The organism is Stenotrophomonas sp. YJH_SMC_8 (assembly GCF_059371315.1).
This window is the reverse complement of sequence record NZ_JCAFUL010000001.1, coordinates 219,717-235,508: the sequence shown is the minus strand read 5'-3', so window position 1 is coordinate 235,508 and position 15,792 is coordinate 219,717. Positions and strand designations below refer to the sequence as shown.

General features: G+C 65.9%; 17 protein-coding genes. 7 read left to right on the top strand and 10 right to left on the bottom strand.

Features of this window, described 5'->3' with window-relative positions; translation table 11 throughout:
* Positions 1-215 precede the first annotated feature (215 nt).
* Positions 216-1,919: a proline--tRNA ligase gene (locus AC5P88_RS01085; RefSeq protein WP_106550178.1), complete on the top strand. Its 1,704-nt coding sequence runs from the start codon at positions 216-218 to the stop codon at positions 1,917-1,919.
* 222 nt (positions 1,920-2,141) lie between these two features.
* The gene (locus AC5P88_RS01080; RefSeq protein WP_005408004.1) at positions 2,142-2,525 is read left to right on the top strand and encodes an H-NS histone family protein; all 384 of its coding nucleotides are present in this window, start codon (positions 2,142-2,144) and stop codon (positions 2,523-2,525) included.
* Positions 2,526-2,658: 133 nt separating this feature from the next.
* On the opposite strand, the gene AC5P88_RS01075 is transcribed toward AC5P88_RS01080, so the two are convergent.
* The gene (locus AC5P88_RS01075) at positions 2,659-3,918 is read right to left on the bottom strand and encodes a threonine/serine exporter family protein (RefSeq protein ID WP_005408003.1); all 1,260 of its coding nucleotides are present in this window, start codon (positions 3,916-3,918) and stop codon (positions 2,659-2,661) included.
* Between the two features lie 93 nt (positions 3,919-4,011).
* Here AC5P88_RS01075 and AC5P88_RS01070 point away from each other — a divergent pair, with 93 nt between their 5' ends.
* The 4 genes from AC5P88_RS01070 to AC5P88_RS01055 are packed head-to-tail and all read left to right on the top strand — an operon-like array spanning position 4,012 to position 7,530.
* Positions 4,012-5,133: an MlaE family ABC transporter permease gene (locus tag AC5P88_RS01070; protein WP_495224053.1), complete on the top strand. Its 1,122-nt coding sequence runs from the start codon at positions 4,012-4,014 to the stop codon at positions 5,131-5,133.
* 1 nt (position 5,134) lies between these two features.
* Complete coding sequence (locus AC5P88_RS01065; protein WP_049427916.1) at positions 5,135-5,962, top strand: ABC transporter ATP-binding protein; 828 nt, start codon at positions 5,135-5,137, stop codon at positions 5,960-5,962.
* 3 nt (positions 5,963-5,965) lie between these two features.
* A complete protein-coding gene (locus tag AC5P88_RS01060) occupies positions 5,966-6,892 on the top strand; it encodes an MlaD family protein (protein WP_033835489.1) in 927 nt (308 codons plus the stop codon).
* On the top strand, positions 6,889-7,530 hold the full coding sequence (locus AC5P88_RS01055; protein ID WP_099551400.1) for an ABC-type transport auxiliary lipoprotein family protein: 642 nt from the start codon (positions 6,889-6,891) through the stop codon (positions 7,528-7,530). Before AC5P88_RS01060 ends, AC5P88_RS01055 begins: the two co-directional genes overlap by 4 nt.
* Before the next feature lie 115 nt (positions 7,531-7,645).
* Here AC5P88_RS01055 and AC5P88_RS01050 read toward each other — a convergent pair whose 3' ends face one another.
* On the bottom strand, positions 7,646-8,227 hold the full coding sequence (locus tag AC5P88_RS01050) for an alpha-ketoglutarate-dependent dioxygenase AlkB family protein (protein WP_111173915.1): 582 nt from the start codon (positions 8,225-8,227) through the stop codon (positions 7,646-7,648).
* Positions 8,228-8,310: 83 nt separating this feature from the next.
* Here AC5P88_RS01050 and AC5P88_RS01045 point away from each other — a divergent pair, with 83 nt between their 5' ends.
* Positions 8,311-9,609 carry a glycosyltransferase gene (locus AC5P88_RS01045; RefSeq protein WP_181453352.1) on the top strand — a complete coding sequence of 433 codons (1,299 nt, stop codon included), beginning with the start codon at positions 8,311-8,313 and terminating at the stop codon, positions 9,607-9,609.
* A gap of 22 nt (positions 9,610-9,631) precedes the next feature.
* Here AC5P88_RS01045 and AC5P88_RS01040 read toward each other — a convergent pair whose 3' ends face one another.
* The 8 genes from AC5P88_RS01040 to AC5P88_RS01005 form a co-directional block, all read right to left on the bottom strand.
* Positions 9,632-10,264 carry a CoA transferase subunit B gene (locus tag AC5P88_RS01040; protein WP_111173913.1) on the bottom strand — a complete coding sequence of 211 codons (633 nt, stop codon included), beginning with the start codon at positions 10,262-10,264 and terminating at the stop codon, positions 9,632-9,634.
* A gap of 1 nt (position 10,265) precedes the next feature.
* Positions 10,266-10,997: a CoA transferase subunit A gene (locus AC5P88_RS01035; RefSeq protein WP_111189312.1), complete on the bottom strand. Its 732-nt coding sequence runs from the start codon at positions 10,995-10,997 to the stop codon at positions 10,266-10,268.
* Between the two features lie 96 nt (positions 10,998-11,093).
* Positions 11,094-12,299 carry a hypothetical protein gene (locus AC5P88_RS01030; protein ID WP_111173911.1) on the bottom strand — a complete coding sequence of 402 codons (1,206 nt, stop codon included), beginning with the start codon at positions 12,297-12,299 and terminating at the stop codon, positions 11,094-11,096.
* Positions 12,274-12,699, bottom strand: a complete 426-nt coding sequence (locus AC5P88_RS01025) for a hypothetical protein (protein WP_111173910.1) — start codon at positions 12,697-12,699, stop codon at positions 12,274-12,276. Before AC5P88_RS01025 ends, AC5P88_RS01030 begins: the two co-directional genes overlap by 26 nt.
* A gap of 51 nt (positions 12,700-12,750) precedes the next feature.
* A complete protein-coding gene (locus tag AC5P88_RS01020) occupies positions 12,751-13,350 on the bottom strand; it encodes a hypothetical protein (protein WP_161771770.1) in 600 nt (199 codons plus the stop codon).
* On the bottom strand, positions 13,347-13,751 hold the full coding sequence (locus AC5P88_RS01015) for a GtrA family protein (RefSeq protein ID WP_262238890.1): 405 nt from the start codon (positions 13,749-13,751) through the stop codon (positions 13,347-13,349). Before AC5P88_RS01015 ends, AC5P88_RS01020 begins: the two co-directional genes overlap by 4 nt.
* A complete protein-coding gene (locus AC5P88_RS01010) occupies positions 13,729-14,673 on the bottom strand; it encodes a glycosyltransferase (RefSeq protein ID WP_197596599.1) in 945 nt (314 codons plus the stop codon). The genes AC5P88_RS01015 and AC5P88_RS01010 overlap by 23 nt, the downstream gene beginning before the upstream one ends.
* A 10-nt stretch (positions 14,674-14,683) precedes the next feature.
* A complete protein-coding gene (locus AC5P88_RS01005) occupies positions 14,684-15,745 on the bottom strand; it encodes a UDP-glucuronic acid decarboxylase family protein (RefSeq protein WP_495224150.1) in 1,062 nt (353 codons plus the stop codon).
* Positions 15,746-15,792: the final 47 nt, after the last annotated feature.

Below are 15,792 nucleotides of genomic sequence, written 5' to 3'. Positions count from 1 at the left end.
GTCAGCCGCATGGATGCGGCTGCCAAGCCCCCAGGGATGGGTTTACGGCGCCCCCCGCAACCGGACCCACCCCGCCATCTCCCAGGAAACCCGTTCTTGCTGTTGCCGTTGCAGTTGACGTTGCTTCAGACGGGTGCAGGGCGCAGCCCTGCCGATACCCCTCCCCCCGGCCGGGCTGGCAGAATAGGCGTCTCTGCCGTTATCCGAAGCCGACGATGCGCCTCTCCCAGTTCCACCTGCACACCACCAAGGAAACCCCCAGCGACGCCGAGCTGACCAGCCACCGGCTGATGCTGCGCGCCGGCATGATCCGCAAGCTGGCATCGGGCCTGTACACCTGGTCGCCGCTGGGCCTGCGCGTGCTGCGCAAGGTCGAGCGCATCGTGCGCGAGGAAATGGACCGTGCCGGTGCGGTGGAATTCCAGATCCCGACCATCCAGCCGAAGGAACTGTGGGAGCAGACCGGTCGCTGGCAGAAGTTCGGCCCGCAGCTGCTGAAGATCAAGGACCGCAAGGACCAGGTGTTCTGCTACAGCCCGACCGCCGAAGAAGCCGCCTGCGACTTCGCGCGCAGCGAGCTGTCCAGCTACAAGCAGCTGCCGGTGAACTTCTACCAGGTGCAGACCAAGTTCCGCGACGAGATCCGCCCGCGCTTCGGCGTGATGCGCTCGCGCGAGTTCCTGATGAAGGATGCCTACTCGTTCCACCTGCACGATGAGTGCCTGGTGCGCGAGTACGAGAACATGAAGTCGGCGTACAGCCGCATCTTCACCCGCCTCGGCCTGGATTTCCGCATGGTGCAGGCCGATTCCGGTGCGATCGGCGGCGATGCGTCGCAGGAATTCCACGTGATCGCCGATTCCGGCGAAGACGCGCTGGTGTTCTCCACCGGCTCGGATTACGCAGCCAACATGGAAGCGGCGATCAGCGCCGATCCGGCGCCGCGTGCGGCCGCCGCTGAAGCGATGCGCAAGGTCGACACGCCCACCCAGAAGACCTGCGAGGACGTCGCCGCCCTGCTCGGCATCGAGCTGCAGCGCACGGTGAAGTCGGTGGCGCTGATCGCTGGTGAAGGCAAGGCACAGCAGTTCGTGCTGGTGCTGGTACGCGGCGACCACGAGGTCAACGAGATCAAGCTGGCCAAGGTCGCCGGCCTGGACGAGCAGCGCTTCGCCAGCGAAGCGGAAATCGCCGAGCACCTGGCCAGCGTGCCGGGCTTCCTCGGCCCGGTCGCGCCGGCCAAGGCCATCCGCGTGGTCGCCGATCGCGAAGTGGCGGCGATGTCCGACTTCGTGGTCGGTGCCAACGAGGCCGGTTTCCATCTGGCCGGCGTCAACTGGGGCCGCGACCTGCCGGAACCGGAAGTGGCCGACATCCGCAACGTGCGTGCGGGCGACCGTGCGCTGGACGGCGGTGAACTGAAGATCGCCCGTGGCATCGAAGTCGGCCATGTGTTCCAGCTCGGCCGCAAGTACGCCGAAGCACTCGACGCCACCGTGCTGGACGAGAACGGCAAGGCGGCGGTGATGGCGATGGGCTGCTACGGCATCGGCATCTCGCGCGTGGTGGCTGCGGCGATCGAACAGAACCATGACGATGCCGGCATCATCTGGCCGGACGCGATGGCGCCGTGGCAGGTGGTGGTGTGCGTGATCAACCCGAAGGGCGACGCTGCCGTCGCCGACGCCGCTGCCAATCTGCTGCAGGAACTTCGCGACGCCGGCCTCGACGCCGCGCTGGACGACCGTGGCCTGCGCCCGGGCGCGATGTTCGCCGACATGGAACTGATCGGCATCCCGCACCGCGTGGTGGTGAGCGAGCGCGGCCTGGCCGCCGGTACCTACGAGTACCGCTCGCGCCGCGCCAGCGAAGCGGAAAGCCTGGACAAGGCCACCCTGCTGCAGCGACTGCAGGGCTGATTGCAGAAAGACCGGGGCATGCCCCGGTCTTTTTTTGCGTTCCCGCCACGTCACCGATATTGCAGCGGACATAATCCGGTCAAAATCGACGCGATGCAGCCGGCATGCCGCCAAGCCCTGTCCCGTCTGCATTTGTGCTTGGAATAATTCATCTCTATTCTGTGCTGCGACGCCATGGACTGGCTCGTCCCGTCCACACATTAGTTTCCGGAGTAACCGTAAATGAGCATTGACCTGACCGGCCTGTCGGCACGCGAACTGGGCGCCCTGATCCGCACCGCCAAGAAGCAGCAGACCATCGTCGCCAAGCGCCGGCCGATCACCAAGGTCCGGGCCCAGCTGACCAAGCTGGCCAAGACCGAGGGTTACACCATCGAAGAACTGTTCGGCGGCGCCCCGGCCCCGCGCGCGCGCAAGGCCGCCCCGGCAGCCAAGGCACCGTCCAAGACCGCCGGCCGCAAGCTGGGCAAGGTTGCGCCGAAGTACCGCAACCCGGCCAACCCGAAGGAAACCTGGACCGGCCGTGGCAAGCAGCCGCGCTGGATGGCCGAGCTGACCGCCAAGGGCAACAAGAAGCCGGAAGATTTCCTGATCAAGAAGGCCTGAGGCCTAATTGGAAAGCCATGAAAAACGCCGGCGAAAGCCGGCGTTTTCTTTGGGTAGCGCCGGGCCATGCCCGGCGAGCGCAGCGGTTGGCTTCCCGATCCGCCGGGCACGGCCCGGCGCTACCGTCCTTCGATCACAACGTCTTGCGCGCCGGCATCAGCAGGTTGCCGAACAGCAGGCCGGCCACCAGCGCCATCACCACGTTGAGCACGGTGAGGAACACGCTCTGGCCAGCGCCGACATCCTGCTGCTGGACCAGGGTCAGCACGCCGCGCAGGCTGGTGCTGCCGGGCACCATCATGATGATGCCCGGCAGGCGGATGATCGCGCCCGGGCGGCCAACCAGGCGGCCAAACAGATTGCCACCGGCGGTCAGCAGCATCGCCGACAGGAAGATGCCGGCCGGCGCACCCCAGGCATGGCCGCCGAACTTGGAGATCGCATAACCGGCCACCGAGGCGGCGATCACCCAGGGATAGTCGCGGCGGTTGGCCTTGAACAACATCGCGAACGCGAACGCCGCGGTCAGCAGCGAGCCCCACTCCACCCACGGCCCCTGCGGCCGCGTGGCACGGATCACCGGGTCCAGGCCAAGTACATCGGCCAGGGTCACCGCGATCATCGCGCCCACGCTGAGCTTCATGATGGTGGTCAACGCGCCGGCGAAGCGCGCGGTACCGGAGACCCAATGCTGGCTGGCAAGTTCGTTGACCGCATTGGTCAGCGACATGCCGGGCAGCAACACCACCAGCGAGGCGATGATCACCGTGTTGAGGTTGAGCGCGCCGACGAAGGACGCAACCAGGGTTGCGACCATGCCGGCCAGCAGCGCCGCCAGCGCCTCGGCCGCTTCGCGGGTGGCCGGGCGACGGTCGGTGACCATGCCGAGCAGGCCGATCATCAGGCCGATGACACCGGCGGTGGCGATGTCCAGCCACGGCAGCTTCCACATGCCGGCCACGCCGGCCGCGCCGAGGGTGAACGAAAGGATGGTGCGCAGCTTGCCGCGCCGGCCCGGATCCTTGTCCAGCTGGCGCAGCGCGGTGTGCCCCTGGGCAATGCTCATCCGCCCATTGGCCACTTCCTCGGCGATGTGGTCGGCGACGCTGAGCTTGTGCAGGTCATTCTCACCGGGTGCCAGGCGGATCACGCGGGTGATGTCGCTGGAGCCGATCGCCTGTGCCGGGTCGCTGAAACTGAGGATGATACCGGTGGGATTCGACCACGGTTCACAATCCAGATCGAGCTGGCGGGCCAGTGCCACCACTGCCGTTTCCAGGCGCTGGGCCGTTGTGCCGTAGCTGTGCAGGCGTCCGGCGATCTCGGAAACAAAGGCCACGCGCTGCGCGTAGGTGGCCTGGGGCGTGGGGATCGTGTGAGCGTCTGCGGACATGCGCCGTAGTATTACCTACTGCCGGGCCGCACTGGATAAATTCATCCGGGTTCGACGCGATGCCCCAGACAGAACGGTTATGCTGCGACCCGAATGGCCCAAGTGACCCCGAACCACGCCCCCCAGCTCGAACAGGATGCCCATGACCCGGGCCTGATCCGCCTGTCCGGCACCTGGACCTTGAAGACCGCGCTCGCCGCGGCCGAGGTCCTGCGCGGCGTTCCCGACACGCTGACCGGCATCGACGCCACCGCCATCGAGAAGATGGATTCGGCCGGCGTGCTGCAGGTGCTGCGCGTGGCCCATCGCGCCGACCTCAGCGAGGACGCACTGAAGTTCCGCCCGGATCACCAGGCGCTGGTCTGCACCATCGAGGAAGTGGCCGACGACCGGCCTCGGCCCAAGCGCGATTTCGGCGTGCTGGCCGCGCTGGAACGGCTCGGTGTCAGCGTCCATGCCACTGGCCACAACATCAAGGCGCTGTGCAGTTTCCTCGGCGAAAACCTGGTCAAGGCAGCCCGGCTGGTCAAGGAGCCGCGTCGCTTCCGACTGACCGCCACCGTGCACCAGATGGAGCAGGTCGGGCTGGACGCAGTACCGCTGGTGGCGCTGCTGTCGTACCTGGTCGGTGCGGTGATCGCCTTCCTCGGCTCGACCATCCTGCGCGACTTCGGTGCCGAGATCTACGTGGTCGAGCTGGTCAACATCGCCTTCCTGCGCGAGTTCGCCGTGCTGCTGACCGCGATCGTGCTGGCCGGCCGTACCGCCAGTGCGTTCACCGCGCAGATCGGCGCGATGAAGGCGCGCGAGGAAATCGATGCCATGCGCACGCTGGGCCTGGACCCGATCGACCTGCTGGTGCTGCCACGGTTGATGGCGCTGCTGGTCACCCTGCCCCTGCTGACCTTCATTGCGATGATTGCTGGCCTGGCCGGCGGCATCACCGTCGGCGCGTTCGACCTCGACATCCCGCCGCAGATGTACATCGCGCGCATGCACGAAACCATGGAAGTGCGGCACATGCTGGTCGGCCTGTCCAAGGCCCCGGTGTTCGCACTGGTGATCGGCCTGATCGGCTGCCTGGAAGGCCTGAAGGTGGAGGGCACGGCGCAGTCGGTGGGTGAGCGCACGACGTCCAGCGTGGTGCAGACCATCTCGCTGGTGATCATCATCGACGCCTTCGCGGCGTTGTGGTTCATGCACATGGACTGGTGACATGAGCACGCACACGACTCCCGAAGAAATCCCCATGCAGGACGGCGAAGGACACGATCTGGCCATCCGTGTGCGCGGGCTGGTCAACCGCTTCGGCAGCCAGACCGTGCATGAAGACCTGGACCTGGACGTGCGCCGCGGCGAGATCCTGGGCGTGGTCGGTGGCTCGGGCACCGGCAAGTCGGTGCTGATGCGTTCGATCCTCGGCCTGCGCACGCCCGACGCCGGCCAGATCGAAGTGCTCGGCCGCGATGCGCGTGCCGACGATGCAGAGAGCCGGCTGCACATCGAACGCAACACCGGCGTACTGTTCCAGGATGGCGCCCTGTTCTCTTCGCTGACCGTGGGCGAGAACGTGCAGGTGCCCTTGAAGGAACACCACCGCGAATTGCCCGAGCGCTGGCATTACGAACTGGCGCTGCTGAAGGTGAAGCTGGCCGGCCTGCCCGCCGATGCGATCAACAAGCTGCCATCGCAGTTGTCCGGCGGCATGCGCAAGCGTGCGGGCCTGGCCCGGGCACTGGCGCTGGACCCGCCCCTGCTGTTCCTGGATGAACCCACCGCCGGCCTCGACCCGATTGGTGCGGCGGCATTTGACCGCCTGATCAAGACCCTGCAGGAAGCGCTGGGGCTGACCGTGTTCCTGATCACCCACGACCTGGACACGCTGTACGCGATCTGCGACCGGGTGGCGGTGATCGCCGACCGCAAGGTGGTGGCCAACGCACCGCTGCCGGACATCGAGAAACTGGATCATCCGTGGATCCAGGAATACTTCCACGGACCGCGTGCGCGTGCCGCGCGCGGCGAACAGATCGAGAGTGCCTGAGCCATGGAAACCAAAGCCAACTACGTGCTGATCGGCGCGTTCACCCTGATCACCGGCCTGGCCCTTCTGGCCTTCGGCCTGTGGGCGGCCAAGTACTCCTCCGACCGTACCTGGCAGGAATACCGCGTGGTGTTCCGCGAGGCGGTGACCGGCCTGTCGGTGGGCAGCCCGGTGCAGTACAACGGCATCGCGGTCGGTTCGATCATCGAACTGAACCTGGTGCCGGACGACCCGCGCCAGGTGGTCGCACGCATCCGCCTGAACTCGACCACCCCGGTCAAGACCGATACCCGCGCCAAGCTGGCGATCACCAGCCTGACCGGCCCATCGATCATCCAGCTCAGCGGCGGCACGCCGCAGTCGCCGGCGCTGACCACGGTCAACAAGGACCCGGCCCCGATCATCCCGACCACGCCATCGGCGCTGCAGAACATCACCGACGTTGCCAACCGCATCGTCGAGCGCATGGACCAGATCCTCAGCGACCGCAACGTGGCCTCGATCAACGCCACGCTGGCCAACCTGGAGACCATCAGCGGCGGCCTGGCCGACCGCGACCAGGGTACCCAGGCGCTGCTGCTCAGCGCGCGCGATGCCGCGCGCAGCCTGGACACCACGCTGAAGACCACCAACGGCACCATCGAGCGCCTGGACAAGAACCTGGTGCAGCAGCTGCCGGGCATCATCGACAAGCTGGACGGCACCCTGGCCAAGCTTGACTCGGCCGCCGGCAATGCAGATTCGATCCTTGGCGAGAACCGCGCCGCGATCAACAGCTTCGCCAACGATGGCCTCGGCCAGCTGGGCCCGACGCTGACCGAACTGCGCGGCCTGATCCGCGACCTGCGCCGGGTCAGCGACCGCCTCGAGAACAACCCCGCGCGCTATCTGCTGGGCCGCGACGCACCGAAGGAGTTCGAACCCAAATGAGCCCGATGCCCCTTCCGCGCCTGCTGCTGGCCGCTTCGCTGGTCACCCTGCTGGGCGGCTGCTCCATCCTTGGCAGCAGCGAGAAAACCGCAGTGACGCTGTACTCGCCCGCCGTGCAGGTGAAGGCCGATCCGGCGTGGCCGCAGGCCAGCTGGCAACTGGTACTGGCCAAGCCCAGCGCCGCACGCATGGTTGACAGCCCGCGCATCAACGTGCGGCCGACCCCGTCGCAGCTGGAGATCTACAAGGGCGCCAGCTGGGCACAGCCGGCCACCGACATGATCGAGGACACCCTGCTGCGTGGCTTCGAGGACTCCGGCCGCATCCGCGGCGTGGCGCGCAGCACCGCCGGCATCCGCGCCGACTACAAGCTGTCCACCGACGTACGCCGCTTCGAGTCGGACTACCAGGGCCAGGCCACGCCGACGGTGGTGATCGAGGTCAACGCCAAGCTGATCCACGTCGCCGACCAGCGCGTGGTGGCCGACCGCACGTTCCGCCAGGCCCAGCCGGTCGGCAGCACCGATGTGCCGGCCGTAACCGCCGCGTTCGAGCGTGGCCTGCAGCAGCTGGCGCAGGACATGGTGGGCTGGACGCTGGTCAGCGGGCAGAACGACACTACGGCGGCCAAGCGCTGATAGGCCGAGGGGGTCAGAGCCCTTTCCCGACGGGAAAGGGATCCGACCCCAGAACCCGATGCGTGACGGGGTCGGATCCCTTTCGCGCTGCGAAAGGGCTCTGCCCCCATCGTCATCAACGGGGCGTGATCCAGCGGAACGTCAGGTTGATCCGCTCACCCTGCACGCGCGCCATCTTCGGCAGCGCGTGCTGGTAGAAGCGCTGGGTCTGCCCCGCCATCACCAGCAGGTCTCCGTGGCCGAGCAGATACTCCGCCTTCCGCGCCGGATCGTCGCGCCGCCGCAGCAGGAAGCGCCGCGGCGCGCCCAGGCTCAGCGAGGCGATCACCGGCGCCGGGCCCAGTTCGGGTTCGTCATCACTGTGCCAGCCCATGTAATCGCCGCCGCTGCGATAGCGGTTCAGCAGTACGCTGTTGAAGGCATGTCCACAGAATGCCTGCAGCCGTTCGCGAAGCGGCAGCAGGGCCGGCTGCCACGGCTCAGGCAGGAAATCGGTACCCGAATAGCGATAGCGCGCCTCGGCATCCCCCATCCAGCAGCTCAGGCGGGGCGAATCGACGATACGGCCGAACATTCGGATGCGATGCACCTGCCAGGGGATACGTTGCTCCAGTTGCTGCTGCATAAGGTCCGCCTGGTCCGCGGCCAGCCAGCCCCGATGCCAGTGGATGTCGGCGTCGTCCAGTGGGAAATGCATACCAGCACGCTAGCACACCCCCTCCGCGGCCAGCGACTATGATGGTCGACCGCATTCCTGCGCGCCGCCTGACGATGATGACGATGAAGCACTCCTGGTACAGCCTCAAATGGCGACTTCGCCAGGCGTCCCGCCGGCTGGCCTCGGTGATTCACAACCTGCGCCAGGTTGGCCCGGCCGCCACGCTGCGCAAGGTCAGGGCCGTGCTTCGCCCACATCCACCGGCCGCAGCATCGGTGCCCGATCAAGCAGTGCGCTCTTCCGGCGAGGCGCGCAGCACCGCCCCTGCACGTGCTGGATACGTGCTGGTGCTTGATGCCAGCGCGCCCGATCCGACCCGCGATTCCGGCTCGGTCCGGATGTGCAAGATCCTCCAGTCGATCCGCGAGCTGGGATGGCAACCGGTGTTCATGCCGGACAATGGTGTCATCAGTGCCGACAGTGGCGCCTTCCTCAACGCACTGGGCGTGGACCTGATCGGCATCGCAGGCCGCCCACGCCTCGACCAGTGGCTGCGCGTGCACGGCCAGCAGCTGCGTGCGACCTTGCTCAGCCGCCACCATGTGGCGGCAGCCCACATCGGGCTGATCCGCGATTACGCTGTCGGCAAGGTGATCTTCGACACCGTGGACCTGCACCATGTGCGTGAGCAGCGTGCTGCGGACCTGCGCCAGGACCCGGACCTGCAGCGGCGGGCCGCACGCACGCGGCAAAGCGAGTTCGCCCTGATCAACGCCAGCGACACGACGCTGGTGGTCAGCCAGACCGAGCTGGAGATGCTGCAGGCGCAACTGCCCGGCAGCGACATCCGGCTGCTGTCCAACATCCATGACGTACAGGGGGGCACACGCCGGTTCGAGGAGACCGCTGACCTGTACTTCGTGGGGGGCTATGCCCATCAACCCAACCAGGAAGCGCTGGAATGGCTGGTCGGCGAGATCCATCCCCGCATCCGTGCGCAGCGCCCGGAGATCGTCCTGCACCTGATCGGAGAGATTCCGGAAGACGTGGCGGCGCGCTATGCCGGCAACGGTGTCATCGTCCACGGCCACGTAGCATCACTGCAGCCCTTCCTGTCGCGCTGCAGGATCGCGCTCGCCCCGCTCCTCTCCGGCGCAGGCGTGAAAGGCAAGGTCAATGAGGCCATGAGCCACGGTGTTCCGGTAGTGGCCACGCCCATTGCTGCCGAAGGCATGTTCCTGGTCGATGGTCAGAATGCACTGATCGCGGCAGATACCGAGGCGTTCAGCAACGCCATCCTGCGCCTGTACTCGGATGAGGCGTTGTGGTCCCACATCTCCGAACAGGGCTACCACAACATCCGCGAGCACTTCTCCAGCGATGCGGCGCGCAGGAGTCTGGAAGCACTCCTGCGCGACTGATCACTCCGGCGCGAACGCCGATTCAACCTCGCGCGAACGCCACGCCCGTTTTTTCCTTCAGTTCGTCATCGCTGACACCCGGCGCCGCTTCCACCAGCACCAGACCGGCATCGGTGACGTCGAATACAGCCAGGTCGGTGATGATGCGGTCGACCACGCCGACGCCGGTCAGCGGCAGTGTGCATTCGGCCAGGATCTTGTGCTCGCCGTTCTTCGCGGTGTGCTCCATCAGCACCACCACGCGCTGCACGCCGGCCACCAGGTCCATCGCGCCGCCCATGCCCTTGACCATCTTGCCGGGCACCATCCAGTTGGCCAGGTCGCCCTTGTCGGTCACCTGCATGGCGCCGAGGATGGCCAGGTTGACGTGGCCGCCACGGATCATCGCAAAGCTGTCATGGCTGCCGAAATAGCTGGCACCGGCACGCGCGGTGACGGTCTGCTTGCCGGCATTGATCAGGTCCGCGTCGACTTCGGCTTCGGTCGGGAACGGGCCGATGCCCAGCAGGCCGTTTTCCGACTGCAGCCACACGTCCACGCCCTCGGGGATGTGGTTGGCGACCAGGGTCGGCAGGCCGATGCCCAGGTTCACGTAGGCACCGTCGGTCAGTTCCTGGGCAGCGCGCGCTGCCATCTCGTCACGGGTCCACGCCATGTCAGTTGCCCTCCGCGCGGATGGTGCGCTGTTCGATGCGTTTTTCAGGATGCGCGTTGTGCACGATGCGGTGCACGTAGATGCCCGGCAGGTGCACCTGGTCCGGATCGATGGCGCCGACCGGCACCACCTCCTCCACTTCCACGATGCAGACCTTGCCGGCCATCGCACAGGCAGGGTTGAAGTTGCGCGCGGTCTTGCGGAACACCAGGTTGCCGGCCTCGTCGGCCTTCCACGCCTTGACCAGCGCCACGTCGGCGCGCAGCGCGGTTTCCATCACGTAGTGCTTGCCGTCGAACTCGCGGGTTTCCTTGCCTTCGGCCACCACCGTGCCGTAGCCGGTGGCGGTGAAGAACGCCGGGATGCCGGCGCCACCGGCGCGCAGGCGCTCGGCCAGGGTGCCCTGCGGGTTGAATTCCAGCTCCAGTTCACCGGCCAGGAACTGCCGCTCGAACTCCTTGTTCTCACCCACGTAGGACGAAATCATCTTCCTGATCTGCCGCGTCTCCAGCAGCTGGCCCAGGCCGAAGCCATCGACCCCCGCGTTGTTGGAGATCACGGTCAAGCCCTTGGCCCCGCTGTCGCGCAGCGCGGCGATCAGTGCCTCGGGAATGCCGCACAGGCCGAAGCCTCCGACAGCCAGGGTCTGGCCATCGGCGATGACGCCCTCCAGCGCCTGCGCCGCCGTGGCAAAGCGCTTGCCGCGCTTGCCGGTGGAAGTCACGTGTTCCATTTCTACAGCCCCACACGGGAAGAATGAGCGCATTCTAGCGCTACACCTGCATACCGCTGGGATGCGCCGCAGCATGGCGCCACGGCGCGTTCCGACTCAGCGGGTGCGCAGCGTCTTCACCGCGACGCGATGTTCCAGCGCCAGCAGCACCGCAAACCCCAGCAGCAGTGTTACCGGCATGCGGACTCGATCGACACTGGTGCGCAGGTGCCAGTCCAGGTCATGCGGCGTTCCCAGGTAGACCAGGAAGAGCACCGCTGCGTACGCCAGCGCCGCCAGCATGGCAGCCGATGCCGCCGGAACCCGCAGCACCGGGCGCCAGAGCACCGCCAGCACCAGCAACGGCACCAGCACCCAGACATCCAGCAGCAGGCGCCCGACGATCGGCAGGGTACCGCCCTCGCTGCCAAGCCGCGCCAATAGCTGCGCCTTCATGTCGCTTCCCGCCAGGTCATTGCCAACCCCTGCCTGCCCGACGGCCAGCTTCCATGCCAGCAGTGGCAGCAGGGCCACAACCGCGGCCAGGAGGATGCGCCAGCCCAGGCGACGCTCACGCAGCGCGCCTTCGCCCAGCACCACGGCCGTCAACAGAACCGCAAGCACGGCGCCCTCGTTCTTCAACATCGACAGCACTGCCACCAGCAGGGTGAATGCGACCAGCTCGCGACTACCACCATGCTTCCCGGACATGCGGTAGCGCACCGCTGTCGCCACGGCAGCGACGGCGTAGACCGCCACCAGAGGATCCATGTAGCCGTTGATCAGCATGTCGCGCCCCAGGCGCAGCAGCAGCACTGCGAACAGCACCCCGCACCAGCGCCATCGGAAACTCGGGGCGATCAGCAGCAGTGCCGGCAGCAGCAGCAGCGGTGCCACCGCCTTGGGCAGCAGTTCGTTCCAGTGCCCGGCCAAACCTGCTGCGCAGGCCATCAACAACGGAACCAGCGCGGGATAGTCGTTGTGGCTCCACGGCGCGTAATCATCCAGCTGGGCGTACAACGTGCCCTCCAGGTAGATCCGCTTGGCATGGAAGAGCCAGATCGAACGCGGGTCCCAGCCATCGCTGGGGCTTCCCAGTGCGATCAACACCAGCACCAGAACGGCCAGGACCAGAGGCGCGGTACGCAGGTCACGCACGGCCGACAGGGCGAGCAGCGCGCTGAGCACGACCGCGCAGAATGCCACCTGCACCGGCCAGCCCGTCAGGCCTATGGCGGCCAGGCCATAGCAGAGAAGAATGGAGACCAGCATGGCCAGCGCCGCACGGCGCCCTGATTCAGCGGCAGTCGACAAGAACGACATCTGCCTTCCTCCCTTGGACATGACACTGGTCAACCAGCGGATCACCGGCCCTCAGCAGGCGCTGCGGGGTATCGGTATCGCTGAACCGGACCGGATACAGCGCCTCCCACATGCGTTGCTGGATCAAGGGATCGTCCTTCAGCCCCTGCCCGAGCGAAAGCAGCGAGGGAGCGATCGGCTGCGCGCGTACCAGATCGCGTGCATCCACCACCTCACGTGGTACGGATGCGTCAAATCCCGCGTCCTCAACGAAGGCCTGGCGCAGCAACGACGTCTGATAGTCCGATCGCTTGGCGACCGATACGAGGGAAGCGGCCAACAGCAGCAACAGGAACCCGGCAATCGCCAGGTCCCGGCGCGAAGTGCGCAGGGGGGGAGAGGTGGAGGTCATGTCATCCATGAAACATTTCAAGGAACCAACGGAAAAACCAATGCGCCAGCAGCACCCGGGCTATTGGCAACGATAGTCGGACGGCATCCGGCTGTCGCGGAAAGGATCAGTGAGCGCATCGGTGTACTGCCCCATCAGCAGGCGGTGGGTCGGCAGCAGGTTCTGCCGGTAGAAGCGGCCGAACGATGCGAGGCGCTCGCCGCGCGCGGTCAATCGCACACAACCATCATGGATCTCCACGGTTCCGGACTGCAGCTGCTCGGTCAGGCGCACTTCCACCAGATGATGCTCGCGGACGTACTCTTCAGTGAACACCTGGCGGAACGCGTCTTCGCGTATCCCACCACCACGCTGTTGCAGCTTCTCCAGGATGTAGAAGGACAGCGAGCGGTCGATGACGGTCGGGACCGAGATCGCGAACACATAGCCTCCCAGCAACCAGATGGCGGCCAGCTGGATCAGCTCGAGGCGGCTGAAATCCCGGAACCACTTCAACATGTACAGGCCAGCAAACACCACCACCGCTGCGATCACCGCGTCGAGGATGCTGGCATACAGCACCACGTTCACGCGGAACTGGCGCATGTGGACGTAGTAGACCAGCAGCAGGGCGGCAATGAATGCAAGAGTTGCCAGCGCGGCACGCAGATATTTGTTCATTTGAACACCAGGAACTTGTTGGCGACGAAGCTGACGGCCATCTGCATTCCGGTCGCCAGCACGAATCCTGCGCGGTAGTCCAGGCCCCATCGATCGGCCCAGACGTACATCACCAGCGCGTGCAGCACAGCGATCGCGGCGTAGATCATCAGGAACAGCGAACCCTGCCGCGCCAGGCTGCCCTGCCTGCCATGGAAAACGAAGTAGCGGCTGCCGAGGAACGACACGGTGATGCCGAAGACAGCTGCAATCGCATTGGCCACCGCGGCCAGCGGGATGTGCAGCACCTCGATGTTGAAGTGCAGCACTCCATAGTGCACTGCGGTAGCGACCAGGCCATTGATCACGTAGCGGACGGCCTGTCCGCCCAGCGCATCCTTAGCCACTGCAGCGGCCAGCATGCAGGACCTCGTCGACGAACTCGCGATAGCTGCCCACGCTCATGACGCCACCGCCGCGCATCATCCCCGACAACATCAGGATGATCAGCGTCAGTGCCGCGGTCTGCAGGAACACCAGCACCAGGATGCCGAATGCCAGCGAGAACCAGCCCTGCGATGCAAAGCCCAGCATCTTCAGCCCGGTGGCGACGATGCCGCCGATGATCGACAGTGCCGCCACCATGGTGCAAGCGATGCCCACGCGTACCAGCACGTCCTCGGCAAACACCATCAATGCACGGAATCCGTGCAGGGCCAGGCCGACGAAATTCATCTTGCTGCGGCCGGCATAGCGCGGACCGCGATCCAGCGCACAGGTCTGCACGCGCAGCTTCGAGCCCAGCACGCAGGCTGCAACGTGGATCCAAAGCTCCTGCATCGATGCCAACCGGCGCACCGCCGGCATCTTCGCCGCCATGAAGTTGCCGAAGCTGATCTGGCGCCCGCTGAGCAGCGAGAACAGCAGCTTGTAGACGATGTAGAACGACTTGAACTTCAGCGATTCGACCCGGCTGCGACGGCTGGCCACCACCACGTCGACATCGGCCGAATCCAAGCCCGCCACCAGCTCGGTGATGCTCTCCGGCGTATCCTCGCCATCGGAATCCATCACCACGACAATGTCATTGCCATCGAAGTGTTCGGCCACATAGCCCAGACCGATGGCGATCGCACGCTGATGCCCGACATTGCGACGCAGGCGGATCACCACGCCCTCCAACCCCGAAGCCTCAATAGCGCTGATCGGCAATGGCTGCCGCACCGAGCCGTCGTCCACGGCCACCACATAGGTGTTCGGACCCTGGGTGCGGGCGAGCTCGACGAACAGCTTCGAGGAGGCTTCCAGGTCCTCGTAGACCGGCATCACCACGATCTTGCGCATCGTCGCCACCTCAGGCCTGCAAGCGATGGCGGAAATAGGCGATGGTCTCCTTCAGGCCGTCCTCCAGGCCGACCTTGGGCTCCCAGCCCAGATCCGCTTTGGCCAGGCTGATATCCGGCTGGCGTTGGCGTGGATCATCCGAGGGCAGCGGGCGGTACTCGATCTTCGACGCGCCGCCGACCAGGCGGAGCACGGTCTCGGCCAGTTCCAACATGGTGTACTCGGACGGATTGCCGATATTGATCGGACCGGTGAGATCAGCCGGTGAGTCCATCAGCCGCAACATGCCTTCGATCAGGTCATCGACATAGCAGAAGCTGCGCGTCTGGCTGCCATCGCCATAGATGGTGATCGGCTCGCCCTTCAGCGCCTGCACGATGAAGTTGCTGACCACCCGGCCGTCATTGGGATGCATGCGCGGGCCATACGTGTTGAAGATGCGCATGACCTTGATCTCCAGCTGATGCTGGCGCCAGTAGTCGAAGAACAGCGTTTCGGCGCAACGCTTGCCCTCGTCATAGCAACTGCGGATGCCGATCGGGTTGACCCGGCCCCAGTAGCCTTCCACCTGCGGGTGGATTTCCGGATCGCCGTAAACCTCACTGGTGCTGGCCTGCAGGATGCGCGCGCGCAGGCGCTTGGCCAGGCCGAGCATGTTGATCGCCCCATGCACGCTGGTCTTGGTGGTCTGCACCGGGTCCTGCTGGTAGTGGATCGGTGACGCCGGGCAGGCCAGGTTGAAGATCCGGTCCACTTCCACATAAAGCGGGAACGTCACGTCATGGCGCATGAGCTCGAACCGCGGGTGGCCCAGCAGCCCATCCACGTTCGCCTTGCTGCCGGTGTAGAAGTTGTCCACGCAGAGGACGTCATGGCCGCCCGCGATGAGCCGATCGCACAGATGCGACCCGAGGAAGCCCGCGCCACCGGTCACCAGCACGCGTTTCTGATCGTGAGTGAATTTCAAAGCAAACCTCGATCCTTCTGGAACAGCAGGCCAATCGGCGATGGCCACTCGGGCCATGTCCTCGGTCGTCAGCGCGCAATTGTATGCGAACTGCCTGCTGGCCATGGCCCATCGACGGGGAATCGGCCGGCCCCACTCCCCTGCCAACGCTA

Coding starts and splice junctions, on each gene's coding strand:
- AC5P88_RS01020 (WP_161771770.1), bottom strand. CDS start 13,350: ATGAACAAATATCTGCGTGCCGCGCTGGCAACTCTTGCATTCATTGCC.
- AC5P88_RS01050 (WP_111173915.1), bottom strand. CDS start 8,227: ATGCATTTCCCACTGGACGACGCCGACATCCACTGGCATCGGGGCTGG.
- AC5P88_RS01005 (WP_495224150.1), bottom strand. CDS start 15,745: ATGGCCAGCAGGCAGTTCGCATACAATTGCGCGCTGACGACCGAGGAC.
- AC5P88_RS01080 (WP_005408004.1), top strand. CDS start 2,142: ATGAGCATTGACCTGACCGGCCTGTCGGCACGCGAACTGGGCGCCCTG.
- AC5P88_RS01045 (WP_181453352.1), top strand. CDS start 8,311: ATGAAGCACTCCTGGTACAGCCTCAAATGGCGACTTCGCCAGGCGTCC.
- AC5P88_RS01010 (WP_197596599.1), bottom strand. CDS start 14,673: ATGCGCAAGATCGTGGTGATGCCGGTCTACGAGGACCTGGAAGCCTCC.
- AC5P88_RS01030 (WP_111173911.1), bottom strand. CDS start 12,299: ATGTCGTTCTTGTCGACTGCCGCTGAATCAGGGCGCCGTGCGGCGCTG.
- AC5P88_RS01075 (WP_005408003.1), bottom strand. CDS start 3,918: ATGTCCGCAGACGCTCACACGATCCCCACGCCCCAGGCCACCTACGCG.
- AC5P88_RS01055 (WP_099551400.1), top strand. CDS start 6,889: ATGAGCCCGATGCCCCTTCCGCGCCTGCTGCTGGCCGCTTCGCTGGTC.
- AC5P88_RS01070 (WP_495224053.1), top strand. CDS start 4,012: ATGGCCCAAGTGACCCCGAACCACGCCCCCCAGCTCGAACAGGATGCC.
- AC5P88_RS01085 (WP_106550178.1), top strand. CDS start 216: ATGCGCCTCTCCCAGTTCCACCTGCACACCACCAAGGAAACCCCCAGC.
- AC5P88_RS01035 (WP_111189312.1), bottom strand. CDS start 10,997: ATGGAACACGTGACTTCCACCGGCAAGCGCGGCAAGCGCTTTGCCACG.
- AC5P88_RS01015 (WP_262238890.1), bottom strand. CDS start 13,751: ATGCTGGCCGCTGCAGTGGCTAAGGATGCGCTGGGCGGACAGGCCGTC.
- AC5P88_RS01040 (WP_111173913.1), bottom strand. CDS start 10,264: ATGGCGTGGACCCGTGACGAGATGGCAGCGCGCGCTGCCCAGGAACTG.
- AC5P88_RS01065 (WP_049427916.1), top strand. CDS start 5,135: ATGAGCACGCACACGACTCCCGAAGAAATCCCCATGCAGGACGGCGAA.
- AC5P88_RS01060 (WP_033835489.1), top strand. CDS start 5,966: ATGGAAACCAAAGCCAACTACGTGCTGATCGGCGCGTTCACCCTGATC.
- AC5P88_RS01025 (WP_111173910.1), bottom strand. CDS start 12,699: ATGGATGACATGACCTCCACCTCTCCCCCCCTGCGCACTTCGCGCCGG.